General features: G+C 71.0%; 23 protein-coding genes. 17 read left to right on the top strand and 6 right to left on the bottom strand.

The window, feature by feature from the left end:
• Positions 1–132: 132 nt before the first annotated feature.
• The gene (locus AB0P25_RS00620; protein WP_363806206.1) at positions 133–1551 is read right to left on the bottom strand and encodes an MFS transporter; all 1419 of its coding nucleotides are present in this window, start codon (positions 1549–1551) and stop codon (positions 133–135) included.
• Between the two features lie 305 nt (positions 1552–1856).
• Between AB0P25_RS00620 and AB0P25_RS00615 the strand changes: the two genes are divergently transcribed.
• Positions 1857–2768 carry a sigma-70 family RNA polymerase sigma factor gene (locus AB0P25_RS00615; RefSeq protein ID WP_363804795.1) on the top strand — a complete coding sequence of 304 codons (912 nt, stop codon included), beginning with the start codon at positions 1857–1859 and terminating at the stop codon, positions 2766–2768.
• Between the two features lie 69 nt (positions 2769–2837).
• Here AB0P25_RS00615 and AB0P25_RS00610 read toward each other — a convergent pair whose 3' ends face one another.
• Positions 2838–3179, bottom strand: a complete 342-nt coding sequence (locus AB0P25_RS00610; protein ID WP_363804793.1) for an ATP-dependent DNA ligase — start codon at positions 3177–3179, stop codon at positions 2838–2840.
• A 94-nt stretch (positions 3180–3273) separates the two neighbouring features.
• Between AB0P25_RS00610 and AB0P25_RS00605 the strand changes: the two genes are divergently transcribed.
• Positions 3274–4821, top strand: coding sequence for an SDR family oxidoreductase (locus AB0P25_RS00605; RefSeq protein WP_363804791.1), 1548 nt, complete (start codon positions 3274–3276; stop codon positions 4819–4821).
• On the opposite strand, the gene AB0P25_RS00600 is transcribed toward AB0P25_RS00605, so the two are convergent.
• Positions 4742–5344 (bottom strand): MarR family transcriptional regulator, encoded by a 603-nt coding sequence (locus tag AB0P25_RS00600; RefSeq protein WP_363804790.1) that lies wholly within the window; start codon positions 5342–5344, stop codon positions 4742–4744. The two genes, AB0P25_RS00605 and AB0P25_RS00600, sit on opposite strands and share 80 nt — an antisense overlap.
• Before the next feature lie 75 nt (positions 5345–5419).
• Between AB0P25_RS00600 and AB0P25_RS00595 the strand changes: the two genes are divergently transcribed.
• From AB0P25_RS00595 to AB0P25_RS00570, 6 genes are read left to right on the top strand one after another with little or no spacing between them, the layout of a single operon-like run.
• The gene (locus AB0P25_RS00595) at positions 5420–6517 is read left to right on the top strand and encodes a polyprenyl synthetase family protein (protein ID WP_363804789.1); all 1098 of its coding nucleotides are present in this window, start codon (positions 5420–5422) and stop codon (positions 6515–6517) included.
• Positions 6514–7482 carry a squalene/phytoene synthase family protein gene (locus AB0P25_RS00590; RefSeq protein ID WP_363804787.1) on the top strand — a complete coding sequence of 323 codons (969 nt, stop codon included), beginning with the start codon at positions 6514–6516 and terminating at the stop codon, positions 7480–7482. The genes AB0P25_RS00595 and AB0P25_RS00590 overlap by 4 nt, the downstream gene beginning before the upstream one ends.
• A complete protein-coding gene (gene crtI / locus AB0P25_RS00585) occupies positions 7479–9071 on the top strand; it encodes a phytoene desaturase family protein (protein WP_363804786.1) in 1593 nt (530 codons plus the stop codon). The genes AB0P25_RS00590 and crtI overlap by 4 nt, the downstream gene beginning before the upstream one ends.
• Positions 9068–9409 carry a lycopene cyclase domain-containing protein gene (locus AB0P25_RS00580; protein ID WP_363804784.1) on the top strand — a complete coding sequence of 114 codons (342 nt, stop codon included), beginning with the start codon at positions 9068–9070 and terminating at the stop codon, positions 9407–9409. The genes crtI and AB0P25_RS00580 overlap by 4 nt, the downstream gene beginning before the upstream one ends.
• Positions 9406–9729 carry a lycopene cyclase domain-containing protein gene (locus AB0P25_RS00575; protein ID WP_363804783.1) on the top strand — a complete coding sequence of 108 codons (324 nt, stop codon included), beginning with the start codon at positions 9406–9408 and terminating at the stop codon, positions 9727–9729. The genes AB0P25_RS00580 and AB0P25_RS00575 overlap by 4 nt, the downstream gene beginning before the upstream one ends.
• Positions 9726–10607, top strand: a complete 882-nt coding sequence (locus tag AB0P25_RS00570) for a prenyltransferase (protein WP_363804782.1) — start codon at positions 9726–9728, stop codon at positions 10605–10607. Before AB0P25_RS00575 ends, AB0P25_RS00570 begins: the two co-directional genes overlap by 4 nt.
• Here the strand turns inward: AB0P25_RS00570 and AB0P25_RS00565 are convergent, their stop codons facing one another.
• Entirely contained in the window at positions 10608–10988 is a 381-nt protein-coding gene (locus tag AB0P25_RS00565) for a glyoxalase superfamily protein (RefSeq protein ID WP_363804781.1), read from the bottom strand. It abuts the gene before it with no gap.
• A 147-nt stretch (positions 10989–11135) separates the two neighbouring features.
• Between AB0P25_RS00565 and AB0P25_RS00560 the strand changes: the two genes are divergently transcribed.
• Together AB0P25_RS00560 and AB0P25_RS00555 are read left to right on the top strand one after the other, a co-directional pair.
• On the top strand, positions 11136–12083 hold the full coding sequence (locus tag AB0P25_RS00560; protein WP_363804779.1) for a DnaJ domain-containing protein: 948 nt from the start codon (positions 11136–11138) through the stop codon (positions 12081–12083).
• A 48-nt stretch (positions 12084–12131) separates the two neighbouring features.
• Positions 12132–12521 (top strand): VOC family protein, encoded by a 390-nt coding sequence (locus tag AB0P25_RS00555; protein WP_363804777.1) that lies wholly within the window; start codon positions 12132–12134, stop codon positions 12519–12521.
• 1 nt (position 12522) lies between these two features.
• Here the strand turns inward: AB0P25_RS00555 and AB0P25_RS00550 are convergent, their stop codons facing one another.
• Complete coding sequence (locus tag AB0P25_RS00550) at positions 12523–12822, bottom strand: hypothetical protein (protein ID WP_363804776.1); 300 nt, start codon at positions 12820–12822, stop codon at positions 12523–12525.
• A gap of 96 nt (positions 12823–12918) precedes the next feature.
• On the opposite strand from AB0P25_RS00550, the gene AB0P25_RS00545 reads away from it, so the two are divergent.
• Positions 12919–13752, top strand: a complete 834-nt coding sequence (locus tag AB0P25_RS00545) for a DUF1295 domain-containing protein (protein ID WP_363804774.1) — start codon at positions 12919–12921, stop codon at positions 13750–13752.
• Here AB0P25_RS00545 and AB0P25_RS00540 read toward each other — a convergent pair.
• The gene (locus AB0P25_RS00540; RefSeq protein ID WP_363804772.1) at positions 13674–14180 is read right to left on the bottom strand and encodes a hypothetical protein; all 507 of its coding nucleotides are present in this window, start codon (positions 14178–14180) and stop codon (positions 13674–13676) included. The two genes, AB0P25_RS00545 and AB0P25_RS00540, sit on opposite strands and share 79 nt — an antisense overlap.
• A gap of 32 nt (positions 14181–14212) precedes the next feature.
• On the opposite strand from AB0P25_RS00540, the gene AB0P25_RS00535 reads away from it, so the two are divergent.
• Genes AB0P25_RS00535 through AB0P25_RS00510 form a run of 6 tightly spaced genes read left to right on the top strand, consistent with a single transcriptional unit; the run spans position 14213 to position 17732 of the window.
• Positions 14213–14680, top strand: a complete 468-nt coding sequence (locus AB0P25_RS00535; protein WP_363804769.1) for a hypothetical protein — start codon at positions 14213–14215, stop codon at positions 14678–14680.
• Entirely contained in the window at positions 14680–15051 is a 372-nt protein-coding gene (locus tag AB0P25_RS00530; RefSeq protein WP_363804767.1) for a S4 domain-containing protein, read from the top strand. Before AB0P25_RS00535 ends, AB0P25_RS00530 begins: the two co-directional genes overlap by 1 nt.
• Complete coding sequence (locus tag AB0P25_RS00525) at positions 15051–15899, top strand: DUF72 domain-containing protein (RefSeq protein ID WP_363804765.1); 849 nt, start codon at positions 15051–15053, stop codon at positions 15897–15899. Before AB0P25_RS00530 ends, AB0P25_RS00525 begins: the two co-directional genes overlap by 1 nt.
• 9 nt (positions 15900–15908) lie before the next feature.
• The gene (locus AB0P25_RS00520) at positions 15909–16541 is read left to right on the top strand and encodes a CDP-alcohol phosphatidyltransferase family protein (protein WP_363804763.1); all 633 of its coding nucleotides are present in this window, start codon (positions 15909–15911) and stop codon (positions 16539–16541) included.
• The gene (locus AB0P25_RS00515) at positions 16534–17040 is read left to right on the top strand and encodes an FHA domain-containing protein (RefSeq protein WP_363804761.1); all 507 of its coding nucleotides are present in this window, start codon (positions 16534–16536) and stop codon (positions 17038–17040) included. Before AB0P25_RS00520 ends, AB0P25_RS00515 begins: the two co-directional genes overlap by 8 nt.
• A complete protein-coding gene (locus AB0P25_RS00510) occupies positions 17040–17732 on the top strand; it encodes a MerR family transcriptional regulator (protein WP_363804759.1) in 693 nt (230 codons plus the stop codon). The genes AB0P25_RS00515 and AB0P25_RS00510 overlap by 1 nt, the downstream gene beginning before the upstream one ends.
• Positions 17733–17836: the final 104 nt, after the last annotated feature.

Genomic DNA, 17836 nt, shown 5'->3' with positions numbered 1-17836 from the left:
CCCCACACCCACCCCCCCCCCCCCACCACCACCCCCCCCCCCCCCCCGGCGCGGCCCCCCCCCCCCCCCCCCCCCCCCCCCCCCCCCCCCCCCCCCCCCCCCCCCCCCCCCACGAATCGCGAGTGCTCGGCGTCAGCGCGAGGCGGATTGCTTGGGCGTCGACGCGGAGAGCGGGGCGGCGATGTCCTCCAGGGACTTCCCCTCCGCGTTCACGCCGAGGAACAGCTCCACGAGTCCGGCGGCGATCATCAGCCCCGCGCCGATGTAGTAGCCGATGGCCACCGAGTGGATCCCGCCCTCGATCAGGTTGCCGAAGAGGATCGGGCCGATGATGCCGCCGATGCCGGTGCCGACCGCGTAGAAGAACGCGATCGCCATGGCTCGCGTCTCCATCGGGAAGATCTCGCTCACGGTCAGGTAGGCGGCGCTCGCGCCCGCCGACGCGAAGAAGAAGACCACCATCCAGCACACCGTCAGCCAGAACGCGTCGAGCGCGCCCATGTCGAACAGGATGGCCGTGCCGACGAGCAGCACGCCGCTGCCGACGTACGACAGCGTGATCATGAACTTGCGTCCCACCGTGTCGAACAGGTGCCCCAGGAGGAACGGACCGAGGAAGTTGCCGATCGCGATCGGGACCAGCGCCCATGGCGCCACATCGTCCGGCACGTGGAGCAGCTTCGTCAGCACCAGCGAGTAGGTGAAGAACACGGCGTTGTACAGGAACGCCTGGCCGATGAAGAGCGACAGCCCGAGCACGAAGCGCTTGGGGTACTGGAACAGCGCGACGCGGATGATCTCGCCGAAGCTCGTGGAGCGGCGCTGGTGGATCTCGATCGCCCTGTCGTCCGGTACCGCGTCGAGGCTCTTCCCGGTCTCCTTCTCGACCCCCTCCTCGATCTCGGCGACCTCCTTCTCGGCTTCCTCGTCGCGGCCGTGGATGAACATCCACCGCGGCGACTCCGGCACGTTGCGACGCACCAGGAGAATGACGAGGCCGAGGACCGCGCCCAGGCCGAATGCGATGCGCCAGCCGATGTTCGGCGGGAAGATCGCGGTGTTCAGCAGGAACACGGTCAGGATGGCGCCGAACGCCGTCCCGAGCCAGTACGACCCGTTGATGGCGAGGTCGACCAGGCCGCGCCGGCGGGCCGGGATGAGCTCGTCGATCGCGGAGTTGATGGCCGCGTACTCGCCGCCGATTCCCGCGCCGGTGAAGAACCGGAACACGAAGAACATCCACGGCGTGAAGGCGAACGCCGTGAGCACCGTCGCCACCAGGTAGAGGCCGAGAGTGAGGATGAACAGCTTCTTCCGGCCGAACCTGTCCGTGAGATAGCCGAACACCAGAGACCCGGTACACGCGCCGGCGACGTAGATCGCGGCGGCGAGACCGACCTGGGCGGTGGTGAGGCCCAGGCCGCTGTCCGGCTCGGTCAGCCGGCTTCCGATCGCGCCGACGATGGTGACCTCGAGCCCGTCGAGGATCCAGACCGTGCCGAGGCCCACGACGACCAGCCAGTGGAACTTCGACCAGGGCAGCCGGTCCATGCGGGCCGGGATGGTGGTGCGGATCGTCTTCAGCGACGCCGCTTTGCTCTCCGTGTGTGCACTCACCCGAGCGACAGTAGGAGGCCTGTGGATCAGCCTCCAGAGCCTTGATTTTTCGTCCGGTTTGCGCACAGTGCGCAGCTAGCGTACGCAAAGCGCAACTGTCAACCCCTTGTTGGTGCCAGGGGGCGATTGCTTATCGTTGCTAACGACCGAAGGACTTCACAAGAGCTCCTGAGGCAGACCCGATCTGAGAGCAGCAACGATGACTGCCCGTGAGTACATGGGCTGAATGGGATGACACGATGACCACGCTCGAAGTGACCAGCGACCCGGTACGCGATTACCTGAACGCTATCGGCCGCACCCGCCTTCTGACGGCGGATGAGGAAGTCGCTCTGGCCAAGCGGATCGAGGTCGGCGTGCTCGCCGGTGAGCGCCTGGCGATCCGACCGAACCTGACCCCCCGTGAGAAGCGCGAGCTCCAGTACCTCGCCGATGACGGCAAGCGTGCGTTCGAGCGCTTCATCGAGGCCAACCTCCGCCTGGTGGTGAGCATCGCCAAGCGCTACGCCGGCCGCGGCCTCCCCGTGATGGACCTCATCCAGGAGGGCAACCTCGGCCTCGTGCGCGCTGTCGAGAAGTTCGACTACCGCACCGGCAACAAGTTCTCGACCTACGCGACCTGGTGGATCCGCCAGTCGATCCTCCGCGGCATCGCGGACACCGCCCGCCTGATCCGCATCCCGGTCCACACGGTGGAGAAGATCGACAAGCTCGACCGCATCCGTCGCGACCTCGGCGGGGAGCTGGGCCGCACGCCCACCCTGGAGGAGATGGCCGAGGCGTCGAACCTCGACCCGGCCGAGGTGCACAAGCTGCAGATGAGCGATTCGGAGACGGTCTCGCTCGCGGTGCCCGTCGGTGAGAACGAGGGCGCCGAGCTCGGTGACCTGATCGAGGACGACGACTTCCCGGGCCCGCCGGAGGCCGTGGAGGTGGAGTTCCGCCACCGCGACCTGGAGGAGCGCCTGCGCGAGCTCCCGCCGCGCGACGCCAAGGTCGTCCGCATGCGCTTCGGCCTCGACGGCCACAAGCCGATGACCCTCGACGAGGTCGGCGAGGTCTACGGCATCACCCGCGAGCGCGTCCGTCAGCTGGAGACCCGCTCCCTCAAGCGCCTCCGCTGCCCCGAACTCCTCGAATACCTCCGGTAACCAGCCCGCGAGCAGAGGGAAGACGTCGCCATCCCAACGGATCGGCGACGTCTTTCCTGTTGTCGGTGACTACTTGCCAGGAGGGGAGTCGGCGTCGACCTCGTCGGCGCCGAGCGCGCCGATCTCCTCGGTCAGCTGGAGGCCCTGGGCGCTGTTGGAGGACATCGTCAGCTGCTCCAGCCAGGTCTTGTTGATGCGCGGGGGACGGCCGCCGCTGTAGCGGAACAGCAGGGGGATGGCCGGGTCGACCCAGATCGCGCTGCGACCGTCGCCGACGCCCTGCTCATCGCGCCAGGAGAAGAAGAATCCCTCCTTGCGTCGGAGCTTCAGCCCGATCACGATCTGCAGGTGCGCCAGGACCCGGTCCTCGAAACCGATCTCGGTGGTCCCGCCGTAGATGAGCTTGCCCATGCGAGAAAAACTACAGGACGTGAGCGTCGCTCCCGCCTCGACGTTCGCTGGGCGAACACCCGCGTCGACGGTGACGCGGCGTATCGTCTGCCCCATGAACCCGTCGCGCGTCCTCGTCACCGGAGCCACCGGCTATATCGGCGGCCGTCTCGTGCCCCGGCTGCTGGCCCGGGGGCACACCGTCCGGGTGCTGGCGCGCTCGCCGCAGAAGCTCACCGACGTGCCGTGGGCGTCCGAGGTGGAGGTCGTCGAGGGCGACCTGCACGACCGGGACGCCGTGGAGCGCGCGATGGCCGACGTCGACGTCGTCTACTACCTGGTCCATTCGATGCGGGCGCGCGGCGACTTCGAGGAGGAGGAGTCGGAGGCGGCACGCACCGTCGCCACGGCGGCGAAGGCGGCGGGGGTCCGGCGCATCGTCTACCTCGGCGCGCTGCACCCCGACGGCGAGCTGTCGCGGCACCTGCGCTCCCGCGTGGCGGTGGGCCGCATCCTGCTCGACTCCGGCGTGCCGACCGTCGTGCTGCAGGCGGGCGTCGTGATCGGCTCCGGGTCGGCGTCGTTCGAGATGATCCGCCACCTCACCGAGGTGCTGCCGTACATGCCGGCGCCGCGCTGGGTGCGCAACCGCATCCAGCCGATCGCGATCCGGGATGTGCTGCACTACCTGCTCGCGGCCGCCGACCTGCCGCCGGAGGTGTCGCGCGCGTTCGACATCGGCGGTCCGGACATCCTGCGCTACGGCCAGATGATGAACGCCTACGCCGTCGAGGCGGGGCTGCCGCAGCGTCCGATCGCCTCGCTGCCGGTCTTCACCCCGTGGCTCGCGTCGCAGTGGGTGAACCTCGTCACCCCGATCCCGCGCAGCCTGGCCGTCCCGATCATCGAGTCGCTGCAGTACGACTGCGTGATGCGCGAACACGACATCGACGGAGTGATCCCGCCCCCGCCGGAGGGGCTGACCGGTTACCGACGGTCGGTGCGGCTGGCGCTGGCGCGCGAGCGGTCCGGGGAGGTCGAGACGAGCTGGCAGGACGCGTCCGTCGCCGGTGCGCCGAGCGACCCGCTGCCGAGCGACCCGGACTGGTCCGGCCACACCGTCTACACGGATCTGCGCGAGCGCGAGTCGACGGCCGACCCGAAGCTGCTCTGGCGCGTGGTCGAGGGCATCGGCGGGGAGCGGGGCTGGTACTCCTTCCCGCTGGCGTGGGCGCTGCGCGGCTGGGCGGACAAGCTGGTCGGCGGCGTCGGGCTGCGCCGCGGCCGGCGGGACGCGGACCACCTGAACACCGGCGATGCGCTCGACTGGTGGCGGGTGGAGCGCATCGAGCGGGGGAGGAGCCTGCGGCTCCGCGCCGAGATGCGGGTCCCGGGCCGGGCGTGGCTGGAGCTCGCCGTCCGGCCGCGGGAGGACGGCGGCTCGGAGTACCGGCAGCGCGCTGTGTTCTTCCCGCGCGGTCTGGCCGGGCGGCTCTACTGGTTCGCCATCCTGCCGTTCCACGGGATCGTGTTCAACGGCATGGCCAACCGCATCGTCTACGAGGCGGAGCACCCGAAGGCGGCTACGAGCCTGACGCGTCCGTCTCCGGAGCCGGTCGCTCCTGCGCCGGAGAGCCCGCCGCTGCGAGCGTCGTCGCGCTGAGGTCCTGCAGGAAGCGGATGACCGTGTCGCGGTCGCTCGGACTGAGCGATCGCGCGACCTCGAACCGCCGGGCGTGCTGCAGCCCCATCGTGCGGCGCACCTCGGCGTGGGTCTCGGGCGTGATCTCGACGACCACGGCACGCCGGTCGGTGGGATGCGGCCGACGGACGACGTGACCCGCGCGTTCCAGCCGGTCGAGCAGCTTGGTGGTGGACGCCGTGGAGATGCGGAGGTGGTCGGACAGCGCGCCCGCCGTGACCGGGACCGCCGCGTTCGCGGAGGCGATGATGAACCGCAGCGCGCGCATGTCCGTCTCGTTGAGCTTCATGTGCGTGCGCGACTCCAGGCTGAGCCGCTGGTCGGCCTCGCGCCATTCCCGCATGGCCCCGAGCAGCCGGACAATCTGGCCCAGCTCCTCCTCGCTGAGGTCGTCGTGACGGACGAGCTCCTGGCGCGGATCGATCACCCGGGGGTCGGTGAGCGATGCGGAGATGCGCCGCTGCTCGTCCCGGGCCGGTGTCATGACCGACATCCTATTCCTCTTCGTAAGAAGCGTGCTAGGTTATTTGCTATCCAGGCTAGACAAGGGAGCGCCGGTATGACACAGCTGCACCCAGAAACCCAGGCCGCGGAGCTCGAGAGCGTTCTCGAGTCCGACCTCGCGGCGGTCGACGCCCGGCTGGGCCGGTACTTCGCAGACCGCATCTCCGCCGCCTCCGCCTTCGATCCCTCCTATCGCCGCCTGTGGGAGGGCGCCCGCGATGCGGCCGACGGCGGCAAGCGCATCCGGCCGCGTTTCGTGCTGACCGCTTTCCATGGACTGGGCGGCACCGGGACGGAGGCGGCGCGCACCGCCGCCGTCGCCTACGAGCTGCTGCACACCGCGTTCCTGCTGCACGACGACGTCATCGACGGCGACACCGTGCGCCGCGGGCGGCCCAACGTGGCCGGCGCCTTCGCGGCCGAGGCCGTCGCCCGCGGGGCGGGGCCCGCGCGCGGCCGCCGCTGGGGCGAGGCGGGGGCGATCCTCGCGGGTGACCTGCTGCTGCACGCGGCCGCGTCCGTGCTGGCCCGCGCCGAGACCGACGACCGCACCCGCGACCGGCTCCTCGACATCCTCGACCACGGGGTGTTCGTCACCGCCGCCGGCGAACTCGCCGACGTCGCGCTGGCGGAGCACCTGGGGCCGGAGACGCCGACGCTGGAGGACGTGCTCGCGATGACCGAGCACAAGACCGCCGCCTACTCGGTCTCCGGGCCGCTGATGACCGGCGCGCTGCTGGCCGGTGGCGGGGAGGACGTGCTCACCACGCTCGCCGAGTACGGCCGCCTGGTCGGCATCGCCTTCCAGCTCGGCGACGACCTGCTCGGCGTCTTCGGCAGCGAGGACATCACAGGCAAGAGCATCGTCAGCGATCTCCGCCAGGGCAAGGAGACCTCGCTGATCGCCTACGCCCGCGGCACCGCCCGCTGGGAGGAGCTGGCGCCGTCGCTCGGCCGCGGCGACCTCGCGCTGCACGAGGCCGGCCGGCTCGCCGACGTGCTCGACGAGTGCGGCGCCCGCCGCTTCGTCGAGCGGCTGCTCGCCCAGCACGTGGACGCGGCCGTCGCCCTGCTGGACACCCCGTCCATCCCGCCGGCCCTCGCCGGGCCGCTCACCGCCGTCGCCCGCTCCTGCATCGGGAGGATCGCATGACTCGCGCACCGGAGGCTCCCGTCGGCACACCGCCGACGGACCTGCACACCTACACCGACGCGGCTCACGCCGGGGCCGCCACCATCATCCACGCGTACTCGACGTCGTTCGGGATGGCGACCCGGCTGCTCGGGCAGCGCGTCCGTCCGCAGGTCGAGGACGTGTACGCGCTGGTCCGCGTGGCCGATGAGATCGTGGACGGCGCCGCCGCCGAGGCGGGCCTCACCGTGGACGAGCAGCGTGAGCTGCTGGACGCCTTGGAGGCCGACACGGAGCGCGCCATGCGCACCGGCTACAGCGCCAACGTCGTCGTGCACTCCTTCGCGGTGACCGCCCGTTCCGCAGGCATCGGCGTCGACCTCACCCGTCCGTTCTTCGCCTCGATGCGCCGTGACCTGAGCCCGGTGGACTTCACCGCCGAGGAGCTGCGCGACTACGTGTACGGCTCCGCCGAGGTGATCGGCTTGATGTGCCTGAAGGTGTTCCTCGCCGACAGCCCGGTGCCGGATGCGACGCGGCTGCGCCTCGAGGCGGGGGCGCGGAGGCTCGGCGCGGCGTTCCAGAAGATCAACTTCCTCCGCGACCTCGCGGTGGACTGGACCGAGCTCGGCCGCAGCTACTTCCCGGGGATCGATCCGGCGCGCCTGACCGAGCGCCAGAAGCTGGCGCTCGTGGTCGACATCGACTGCGACCTCGGGGCCGCGGCCGACGCCATCCCCGACCTGCCGGACAACTGCCGCCGGGCCATCGCCGCCGCACACGGCCTGTTCGCGGAGCTGAGCGACCGCATCCGGGAGACGCCTGCCGCCGAGCTGCTGAGCCGTCGCGTGAGCGTGCCGACGCGCGTCAAGCTGGCCATCCTCGCCCGGGCCACCGTGTCGGCGGCGGTGCCGCGCGGGGGCTCCGCCGCCCACGCACCGGCCATCGTGCCGGCGGCGGCCGCCCGACCGGAGTCCCACCCGTGACCGGGCAGCGCGTCGTCGTCATCGGCGGGGGCATCGCGGGCCTCGCGACCGCCGCTCTGCTCGCCCGTGACGGATACGCCGTCACGCTGCTGGAGCAGAAGTCGACGCTCGGCGGACGCGCGGGCTCGTGGGAGCACGACGGCTTCCGCTTCGACACCGGGCCGTCCTGGTACCTCATGCCCGAGGTGTTCGACCACTTCTTCCGGCTGATGGGCACCTCCACCGCCGAACAGCTCGACCTGGTGACCCTGGACCCCGGGTACCGCGTGTTCTCGGAGGACGGCCGCCCGCCGCTCGATATCCGCGCGGAGGGCGCGGCCAACCGCGCGCTGTTCGAGCAGGAGGAGCCGGGCGGCGCCGCCGCGCTCGACCGGTACCTGGAGGGCGCGGCCGACACCTATCGGATGGCCGTCGACCGCTTCCTCTACAGCACGTTCGCCGATCTCCGGCCGCTGTTCGCGCCGGATCTGCTCCGCCGCCTGCCGCGCCTGGCCCGACTGCTTCTCGAACCGCTCGACCGGTACGCCGCCGGCTTCGTCGCCGACAACCGGCTGCGTCAGGTGCTCGGCTACCCGGCCGTCTTCCTCGGCACCTCGCCCGACAAGGCGCCCAGCATGTACCACCTGATGAGCCACCTCGACCTCGACGACGGCGTGCGCTACCCGCTGGGCGGCTTCGCCGAGCTGATCGACCGGGTCGCGGCGCTCGCCGCGGAGGAGGGCGCGCGGCTGGTCACCGGAGCGCGCGTCACCGGTATCCGCACCACGCCAGGGCATTCGCGGGCACGGGCGGCCGGGGTCGACTACGCAGGTTCGGACGGCGCCCTGCACACCGTCGACGCCGACATCGTCGTGTCGGCAGCCGACCTGCACCACACGGAGACCGCCCTGCTCCCGGAAGGGCTGCGCACGCATCCCGAGAAGGTCTGGGACCGCCGCGACCCCGGCCCCGGTGTCGTGCTCGCGATGCTCGGCGTGCGCGGCCGGCTGCCCCAGCTGACGCACCACAACCTGTTCTTCACCACGGACTGGGAGGCGAACTTCGAGACCATCTACGGTCCCGACCCCGGCATCCCGGACCCGGCCTCGCTCTATGTCTGCATGCCCAGCGAGACCGACCCGAGCGTCGCGCCGGAGGGCTACGAGAACCTGTTCGTCCTCATCCCGGTGCCCGCCGACGTTTCGCTCGGCGCCGGCGGCCTCGACGGGGAGGGCGACCGGGCGATCGAGCGGGCGGCGGACGCGGCGATCGCGCAGATCTCGGCCTGGGCGGGGATCCCCGACCTCGCCGATCGCATCGTCGTGCGCCGCACCGTGGGGCCCGATGACTTCGCCACCGACCTGAACGCCTGGCGCGGCGGCGCGCTGGGGCCGGCGCACACGCTTCGGCAGAGCGCCTTCTTCCGCCCCGGCAACGCCTCGAAGAAGGTGGATGGGCTGTTCTACGCCGGCTGCTCCACCATCCCGGGCATCGGCCTGCCCATGTGCCTGATCAGCGCCGAGCTGGTCGTCAAACGCCTGCGCGGCGACGGCGGCGCCGGTCCGCTTCCGGAGCCTCTGCCGGCTCCGCAGGCGGAGCGCGTCCCGTGAGCCTCGCCTACCTGGCGAGCCTGCTCATCGCGCTCGGCGCCATGGTCCTGCTCGACGCCCGCTTCCGGCTGGTGTTCTGGCGGGACCCGCGCCGAGCGACGATCGTGCTCGCCGCCGGGCTGGTGTTCTTCCTGGCGTGGGACGCGTTCGGCATCCTGCTCGGGGTGTTCGCCCGCGGCCACTCGCCATGGATGACCGGGATCGAGCTGGCGCCGGAGCTGCCCCTCGAGGAGGTCTTCTTCCTCCTCTTCCTGTGCTACCTGACGCTCGTGCTGATCTTCGGCGCGCGCGCTCTGCTCGACCGACGGCCCTTCGACCGACGGGGGAGCGGCGGATGACATACCTCGTGCTGAGCATCGTCTTCCTCGCCGTGGCCGCCGCCGTCCTGGTCGTCGCCCTCGCCCTGGCGCCCGACCGCGCCCGGATCGTCCGCCGCTGGTGGGCGCCGCTCCTGGCCGCCGCGGTGGTCGTGCTGGTGCTGACCGCCGTGTTCGACAACCTGATGATCGGCGCGGGCCTGATGACCTACACCGACGCGAACATCAGCGGTGCCAGACTGGGCCTCGTGCCCCTTGAGGATTTCACCTATCCGCTGGCGGCTCTGATGCTGCTCCCGGCGCTGTGGCTGCTCACGCGCCGACGGGGGAGCAGGTCGTGACCGCCGTGGCCCCTGCGGCGCCGCTGCGGCAGCTGGTCCTGGCCTCCCGCCCGCTCAGCTGGATCAACACCGCCTTCCCGTTCGCGGCGGCGTACCTCCTGACGACGGGACGCGTGGACGCGACCTTCATCATCGGGACGCTGTTCTTCCTGATCCCGTACAACCTGGCGATGTACGGGATCAACGACGTCTTCGACTACGAGTCCGACCTGCGCAACCCGCGCAAGGGCGGCGCCGAAGGCGCGCTGCTCGACCGGTCGGCGCACCGCCGCACCCTCGTCGCCGCGGTCGTCACGACCGTCCCGTTCGTCATCTACCTCGTCATCGTCGGCTCTCCGCTGTCGTGGCTGGTGCTGGCGGTGTCCCTGTTCGCGGTCGTGGCGTACTCGGTGAAGGGGCTGCGGTTCAAGGAGGTGCCGTTCCTCGACTCGGTCACCTCCAGCACCCACTTCACGAGCCCCGCGCTGTACGGCTTGGTGCTCGCCGGCGCGACCTTCACGCCCGCGCTGTGGCTGGTGCTGCTGGCCTTCTTCCTGTGGGGGATCGGCAGCCACGCCTTCGGGGCGGTCCAGGATGTGATGCCCGACCGCGAGGGCGGCATCTCCTCCATCGCCACCGCCATCGGCGCGGCCGCGACCGTCCGCCTCGCGATCGCCGCATGGGCGCTCGCCGGGGTGGCGATGCTGTTCACCCCGTGGCCGGGACCTCTGGCCGCTCTGCTCGCCCTGCCCTACATCGCTGCGGCCGCCCCGTTCTGGTCCGTGACCGACGAGCGTTCCGGCGAGGCGAACCGCGGCTGGCGCCGGTTCCTCTGGATCAACTACGCGTGCGGTTTCGTCGTGACGATGCTGCTCATCCTCTGGGCCGCGGTGCGCTGATCAGTCGCGCTTCGGCAGCTGCTGCAGCGTCCAGGCGTTGCCGTCCGGGTCGGTGAAGTCCACGAACCGCCCCCACGCGAGATCCTGCACCCCGCGCGCCTCGACGCCGTTCTCGGTGAGGTGCCGCAGCGCCTCGTCCGCATCCGGGATGACGATCTGCAGCCCCTTCATCGTTCCCGGCGCCATGTCGGTCAGCCCCTGGCCGAACGCGATGGAGCAGGCGGAGCCCGGAGGGGTGATCTGCACGAACCGCAGGTCGTCCGAGACGCGCTGGTCGTGGTCGGCATGCCAGCCGATGGTGTCGACGTAGAAGGCCTTCGCCCGGTCGACGTCCGTCACGGGGAGGATGATGAGCTCGATGCGCCAGTCGGTGATGGTCATGGTCGCCGCCTTTCCTGTTGGGTTGCCTCCAGCGTAGAAGCGCATGCGGTCAGGTTCCGGCCGCAATCTGCATTCGGCGATTTCGCGGAACCGCACGCTATCGTCGGAATCCCACCCGCCACCAGATCCGAAAGCGACCAGCGCCCGATGAGCGACTCACCGGCTTCGCCCACCCCGTACGAGGTGTTGGGTGTCCGCCCCGATGTGAGCCACGACGAGTTGCGTCGCGCCTACCGCCGCCTGCTCCGCGAGACGCACCCCGACACCGGTGGCACCGCGGCCGCGTTCCAGGCCGTGCAGCAAGCGTGGGAGCTCATCGGCGACCCGGACGACCGCGCCCGCTACGACCGCGGCGAGAGCATCACGGTGGACGCCGTGGCAGGCGACTCGGCCGGCGGCGGTTTCAGCGCGACCGTGCACACCACGCGCGGCGGCTCCGGCGGGCAGACCGTTCGCGCGCGCAGCTACGGACATCCCGGCGGCCGGGCCCGCGAGCGCTTTCTCGGGCTCATGCGCGAGTGGATGGGACGCGGCACCGACGACCGCGACCCCTACGACCCGGCGCTGGTGCGTTCCGCCCCGCGCGAGATCCGCCAGCTGCTGGCGGAAGCGCTCGCCGAGGAGGCCACCGCCCGCGCGGTGGCCGGGCTCGGTATCGGCTTCACCATCTGGAACGACGTGGCCGTGCACCCGGCGACCGACGCGAAACTCGACCACATCGTCCTCGGGCCGGCCGGGCTGTTCGCCGTGCGGTCGGCCGACTGGGGGAGTTCGGTCAAGCTGGCGAAGGGCGAGCTCGTCGGCGAGGGCATCGCGCCGGACGAGGAGCCGTTCCACGATCTGTACCACGCCGCCAAGAGCTTCGGCCGCCAGGCGGGTGTCCGCTTCACCGGCCTGATCGTCGTCGTCCCGGACGCCGACCTCGACGTGCCGTTCGACGTGATCCGCCGGGGCCGCCTCGCCGGTTCGATGCTGGTCCGGCGGTCGCTCCTCCCGCGCGTGCTCCGCGACGGCGCGAACGCCGCCGGCCGTGAGAGCGTCGACCGGGCGTTCGAGCTCCGCACGCGCCTGCAGGAGTCGGTGCGGTTCGTGTGAGGCGTCCCCTCTAGACACCGGCGCCGCGACACGAGCACAGTGGACGCCATGGTCACCCCACTCGAGATCTTCAGCGGATTCAGCGTCGACGACATCCCGGCGGCGAAAGCCTTCTACGGCGACACCCTCGGGCTGAGCGTGTCCGACGGCAGTATGGGCAACCTCGACCTCGAGCTGCCCTCCGGCGGGCACGTCTTCATCTACCCCAAGCCGAATCACGAACCCGCGACATTCACCATCCTGAACCTCGTCGTCGAAAACATCGACGCCGCCGTCGACGACCTCAACGCGAAGGGCGTGCAGACGGCGATCTACGACGACCCGAACCTGCCCACCGACGAGAAGGGCGTGCTGCGCGGTCGTGCAGCCGGCCAGGGACCCGACATCGCCTGGTTCCGCGACCCAGCGGGCAACGTTCTGTCGGTCCTCCAGGACTGACTCAGCCCTGCGGCTCCTCGTCGCTGTCCAAGTCGGTGACGTCCCATTCGGCGCGCGTCTCGGGCGGCACGTCCTCGGTCGACCGCGGGATGGTCGCCACCAGCTGGTAGGTTGCCTCGGCCGGCCATGCCCGGTCGTCGGCGAGCTCGAACACGTCGAACGCAGACGCACCGGCGAACTCGGCCGGGACGCGGATGCGGTTCGGCGGCACGTCGAGTCGGGACGGCAGGGTCAGCACTCGCGGCGGCTTGCCGTCGCGCAGCAGCATGGCGCGGAAGGTCTCGGACGCGGAATCGGACACAGCGCAACGGTAGGCGCGTTCCCGCCCCGGCGCGAGGGCGACACAGTCGATGCACAGCGGGCCCTCGAACGGTCCACAGCGTTCTAGGATGGCGCCGTGGAGCCGTTCATCGTCTGCCTCTGGATCCTCGGGGTCGCCTGCGCCGCGACCTGGGTGCTGTCGCTGATCACCGGCGAGCACTCCTGGGTCGACCGCATCTGGTCCATCGTGCCGGTCGTCTACGTCTGGGTGTTCGCGGGTGCCGCGGGCCTCGCCGACCCGCGCCTCGATCTGGTGGCGGTCCTGGTCACCCTGTGGGGCGCGCGCCTCACCTTCAATTTCGCCCGCAAGGGCGGCTACGCGCCCGGCGGCGAGGACTACCGGTGGGAGGTGCTGCGCGGCCGGATGGGGAAGACGGCGTTCGCGCTCTTCAACCTGTTCTTCATCGTCATCTACCAGAACGTGCTGCTGCTCCTCATCACGCTGCCCGCGTGGACGATGTACCAGCACCGGACACCGCTGACGCCGCTCGACGTCATCCTGGCCGCCCTGTTCGTGGCCCTGCTGATCGGCGAGACGATCGCCGATCAGCAGCAGTGGCGCTTCCACCAGTGGAAGAAGGCTGAGCTCGCCGCCGGCCGCGAGCCGTCGCCGCGGTTCCTGCAGACCGGGCTGTTCCGCTTCTCGCGGCACCCCAATTTCTTCTGCGAGCAGGCGCAGTGGTGGGTCGTGTTCCTCTTCGGCTGCGTGGCCGCCGGCTCCGTGCTGCAGTGGACCGTGATCGGGCCGCTGCTGCTCACGGGCCTGTTCATCGGCTCCACGGTGTTCACCGAGAGCATCTCGCGCGCGCGGTACCCCGAGTACGCCGAGTATCAGGCGCGCACGTCGCCCGTCGTCCCCTGGTTCCCGGGCCGGGGGAACACCGAGCGCATGTGGTCCGAGTCGAGGTAGTCGGCGACGCCGATCAGGATGAGGCTGAACACGATCTGCTCGGTCACCATCCACAGCGGGTAGAGGCCCGGGATCGCCGCGATGACCAGCGTCACCACGGGGAAGATCTTCGCGAACAGCCGCAGCCGCGAGTAGGCCCAGTAGTAGCCCTTCTGCGCGCGCCACGCGAAGTAGAAGAGGGTGGCCGTCATCCCGAGCACGATCACGCTGCGCATCCACACCGGGAACGCGACGCGGACGCCCTGCAGCGTGAGCACGACCGCGATCACGACCGCGGCGAGGCCGATGACCAGCTCGGCGGCGAGCAGCCAGCCGATCACCACGAACGCGCGACGGGTGCGCGGGTGCGTCCGGCCCTCCTCGGGCACCGTGTAGGTGGCGTGACGGCCGCCGGCGATGCGGTCGAGCCGCGCGAGCAGAGTTTCCACGCATCCACGGTAACCCGGGCTACGGTGGGGATATGTCGTGCATCCGGTTCAACACCCCCGCCCAGCGTCAGGCCATGCGGAACAGCCGGCCGGCGATGCTCACGCCCGAGGAGGCGGCCGCGCTGCATCCCGCGCCCGAGGTGACCGAGAGCAAGGTCCGGCGGTTGCGGCTGCTCGCGACGGACGCCAACCCGAAGATCCGGGAGGCGGTGGCCAGCAGCTACAACACGCCGGAGGACCTGTTCTGGACGCTCGCCCGCGACGCCGACGAGGGCGTCCGCGGCTGCGTGGCCAAGAACGAGGCGACGCCGTGCGACATCCTGCGCGAGCTGGCCGACGACCGGTCGGAGACCGTGCGCGGCTGGGTGGCCGTCAACTACTTCGTCCCCGCGGATGTGATGGACAAGCTGGCGAACGATCGCAGCCGCACCGTGCGCAGCCTGGTGAAGTGGAAGGCGTCGCTCGCCGTCGAGACGTCGCCCCAGCCCGCGGTGGTCTGATGCCCGACCCGTCGAGCGTCCGCGTCGACTCCTGGGCGTGGGCCGTGCGGTTGTACAAGACGCGCTCCGCGGCCTCGGACGCCTGCAAGGCCGGCCACCTGAAGGTGAACGGCGAGCGGGCGAAGCCGGCGCAGCCGGTGAAGGTCGGCGACGAGGTGCGCGCCTGGACGGGCACCGCGGAGCGCATCTACATCGCCCGCCGGCTGATCGTGAAGCGCGTCAGCGCCGCCGTGGCGGCCGAGTGCTTCGAGGACCGCACACCGCCGCCCCCGCCGCGCACCGAGGTCCCCGCGACCGTCACGCGCGAACGCGGCGCCGGGCGCCCGACCAAGCGGGAGCGCCGCATGCTGGACCAGCTCCGGGGCCGCTGATGGCGCTCGCGCGCATCGGCATCTCCGGCTGGACGTACGCGCCGTGGCGCGGCGTGTTCTATCCGCCGAAGCTGCAGCACCGACGGGAGCTCGAGTACGCGTCCGAGCGACTGGACTCGATCGAGATCAACGGCAGCTTCTACTCGCTGCAGCGCCCGACCAGCTACCGCACCTGGGCCGAGAACACGCCGGAGGAGTTCGTGTTCAGCGTCAAGGGCGGCCGCTACATCACGCACATCCTGCGCCTGAGGAACGCGCGCGGCGCCGTCGCGAACTTCTTCGCCTCCGGCGTGCTGGCCCTCGGGCCCAAGCTCGGCCCGCTGCTGTGGCAGCTGCCGCCGACCCTGCAGTTCGACGCCGAGCAGGTGGACGACTTCTTCCGGATGCTGCCGCGCACCACCGCCGAGGCCGGCGTGCTGGCGGGGGAGGCGACCCTCGACGAGGATCGGACCCACACCGCGGTGGACGCCGACCGGCCGCTGCGGCACGCGGTCGAAGTGCGCCACGCGTCCTTCGACGTCCCCGAGTTCACCGCGATCGCACGAGAGCACGGGGTCGCGATCGTGCTGGCCGACACCGCCGGGCGCTACCCGGTCATCCGGGAGCTGACGGCGCCCGACTTCGCGTACGTCCGCCTCCACGGCGACCAAGAGCTCTACACCAGCGGGTACGACGACGCCTCCCTCGACCGCTGGGCGGCCGAGCTCGGCGGCTGGCTCGCCGGCGGTCGCGACGTCTACGCCTACTTCGACAACGACGTGAAGGTGCGCGCGCCCTACGACGCGATGGGACTGCGGGATCGGCTCGCCGCCTGGACGCCGCGCCCGCACCGATCGGACGCTCACTAGACTCGATCTGTGGAGGGTGCACGCGTCGTGGTGAGCTCGCGGGTCTGGACGATCCCCAACGTGCTCAGCTTCTTCCGGCTCGCCCTCGTGCCCGTGTTCCTCTGGCTGATCGTCATCGGAGAGGACGGACTCGCGCTCCTCGTACTGGTCGTCTCGAGCGTCACCGACTTCCTCGACGGCTGGCTGGCGCGGCGGCTGAACCAGGTGTCGCGGCTCGGCCAGCTCCTCGATCCGGCCGCCGACCGGCTCTACATCTTCGCCGCGCTCATCGGCCTGTGCTGGCGCGAGGTCATCCCCTGGTGGCTGTTCCTGGTGATCGTGGCGCGGGATGTGATGCTCGCCGTCCTCGGCGTCATCCTCGCGAACCACGGCTACGGTCCGCTCCCCGTGCACCACCTGGGCAAGGTGGCCACTTTCTGCCTGTTCTGGGCGCTCCCGCTGCTCATGCTGGGGGAGGCGTACGCGCCCCTCGCGCCCTTCTCGCTGCCCCTCGGCTGGGCTTTCGCGCTGTGGGGCGCGTTCCTCTACTGGTGGGCCGGAGTGGTCTACATCCGCGAAACCGCCCGCGTGATCCGCCTTCCGGCCGATGACACCCGCTCTCGATCCGATACGCTGGACCGCAAGGAGGTTGACGGTGCCTGACAACATTGACCCGAACGCTGCGGCCGGCGGAGACGACGACGCCGCCCGGGCCCCCCTGCGCGACCCCGCGGGCAACGAGGACACGACCGCGCGCTTCGGCGAGGAGTTCATCTCGAAGATGTACCCCTCGGGCGAGGTGTCGCCGGAGGAGCAGGAGGCCATCGCCGCCCTGCCGTCCGGCTCGGCGCTGCTCATCGTCCGCCGCGGTCCGAACGCCGGGGCGCGCTTCCTCCTCGACGCCGACGTGACCACCGCGGGCCGCCACCCGAACGCCGACATCTTCCTCGACGACGTGACCGTGTCGCGCCGCCACGCGGAGTTCACCCGCCGCGGCACCTCGTTCGAGGTCCGCGACCTGGGCTCGCTCAACGGCACCTACTACGACGGCGTCCGCATCGAGAGCGCGCTGCTCGCCGACTCGGCCGAGGTCCAGATCGGCAAGTTCCGCCTCACGTTCTACGCGTCGCGCCACGACCTCGCCGCAGCGGCGAACGGCTAGTGGCCCGGCCGGCCCAGCGGGCCGCCGGAGACGCACCGGCCCTGCTCAGCATCGGCCAGGTCCTCGCTCGCCTCAGCCCCGAGTTCCCGGACCTGTCGTCGTCGAAGCTGCGCTTCCTGGAGGAGCGCGGGCTGGTGTCGCCCGCCCGCACCGCCTCCGGGTACCGGAAGTTCTCCACCCTCGATGTGGAGCGGCTGCGTGCCGTGCTCGCCATGCAGCGCGACCACTACCTCCCGCTCAAGGTCATCAAGAAGTACTTCGCCGACCTCGACGCGGGACTCGACCCGGCGTTCCCGGGCACCGCGCCCGCCGGCTCCATCCTCGGCGGATCGCGGCGCTACCGGCGTGACGACCTCCTCCGCGAGGCCGGAGCCGACGCCGAGCTGCTGCAGGACGCGGTGAGCGCGTCGCTGATCCCCGCCTCCGACTCCTACGGCGACGAGGCGCTGACGGTGCTCCGCGCCCTGGTCGAGCTGCGCCGGAACGGCATCGAGCCCCGGCACCTGCGCGGTTTCCGGGCGGCCGCGGAGCGCGAGATCGGCCTGATCGAGACGGCCCTGGTGCCGATCGCGCGGCGGAACGACGCGACCGCGAAAGCCCGGACGGCGGAGCTCGCCCGCGAGATCGCGGCCCAGCTCGACGTTGTGCGCGGCAGCATCATCCGCTCGTCTATCGCCCGGCTGCGTCCGTGACCGGGGCCGCCGGGACCGACACGCCGACGCAGAAACCACGGATGTCGTTGCCCGGCGACGCCCGCATGGGTACCGTGGATGAAGCGACGCGGTTGCGGCGCGCG

The sequence above is a fragment of the Leifsonia sp. NPDC077715 genome, assembly GCF_040686855.1.
GTDB lineage: Bacteria > Actinomycetota > Actinomycetes > Actinomycetales > Microbacteriaceae > Leifsonia.
The sequence above is the reverse complement of the archived record's forward strand: the minus strand, read 5'-3'. Positions and strand labels throughout refer to the sequence as shown.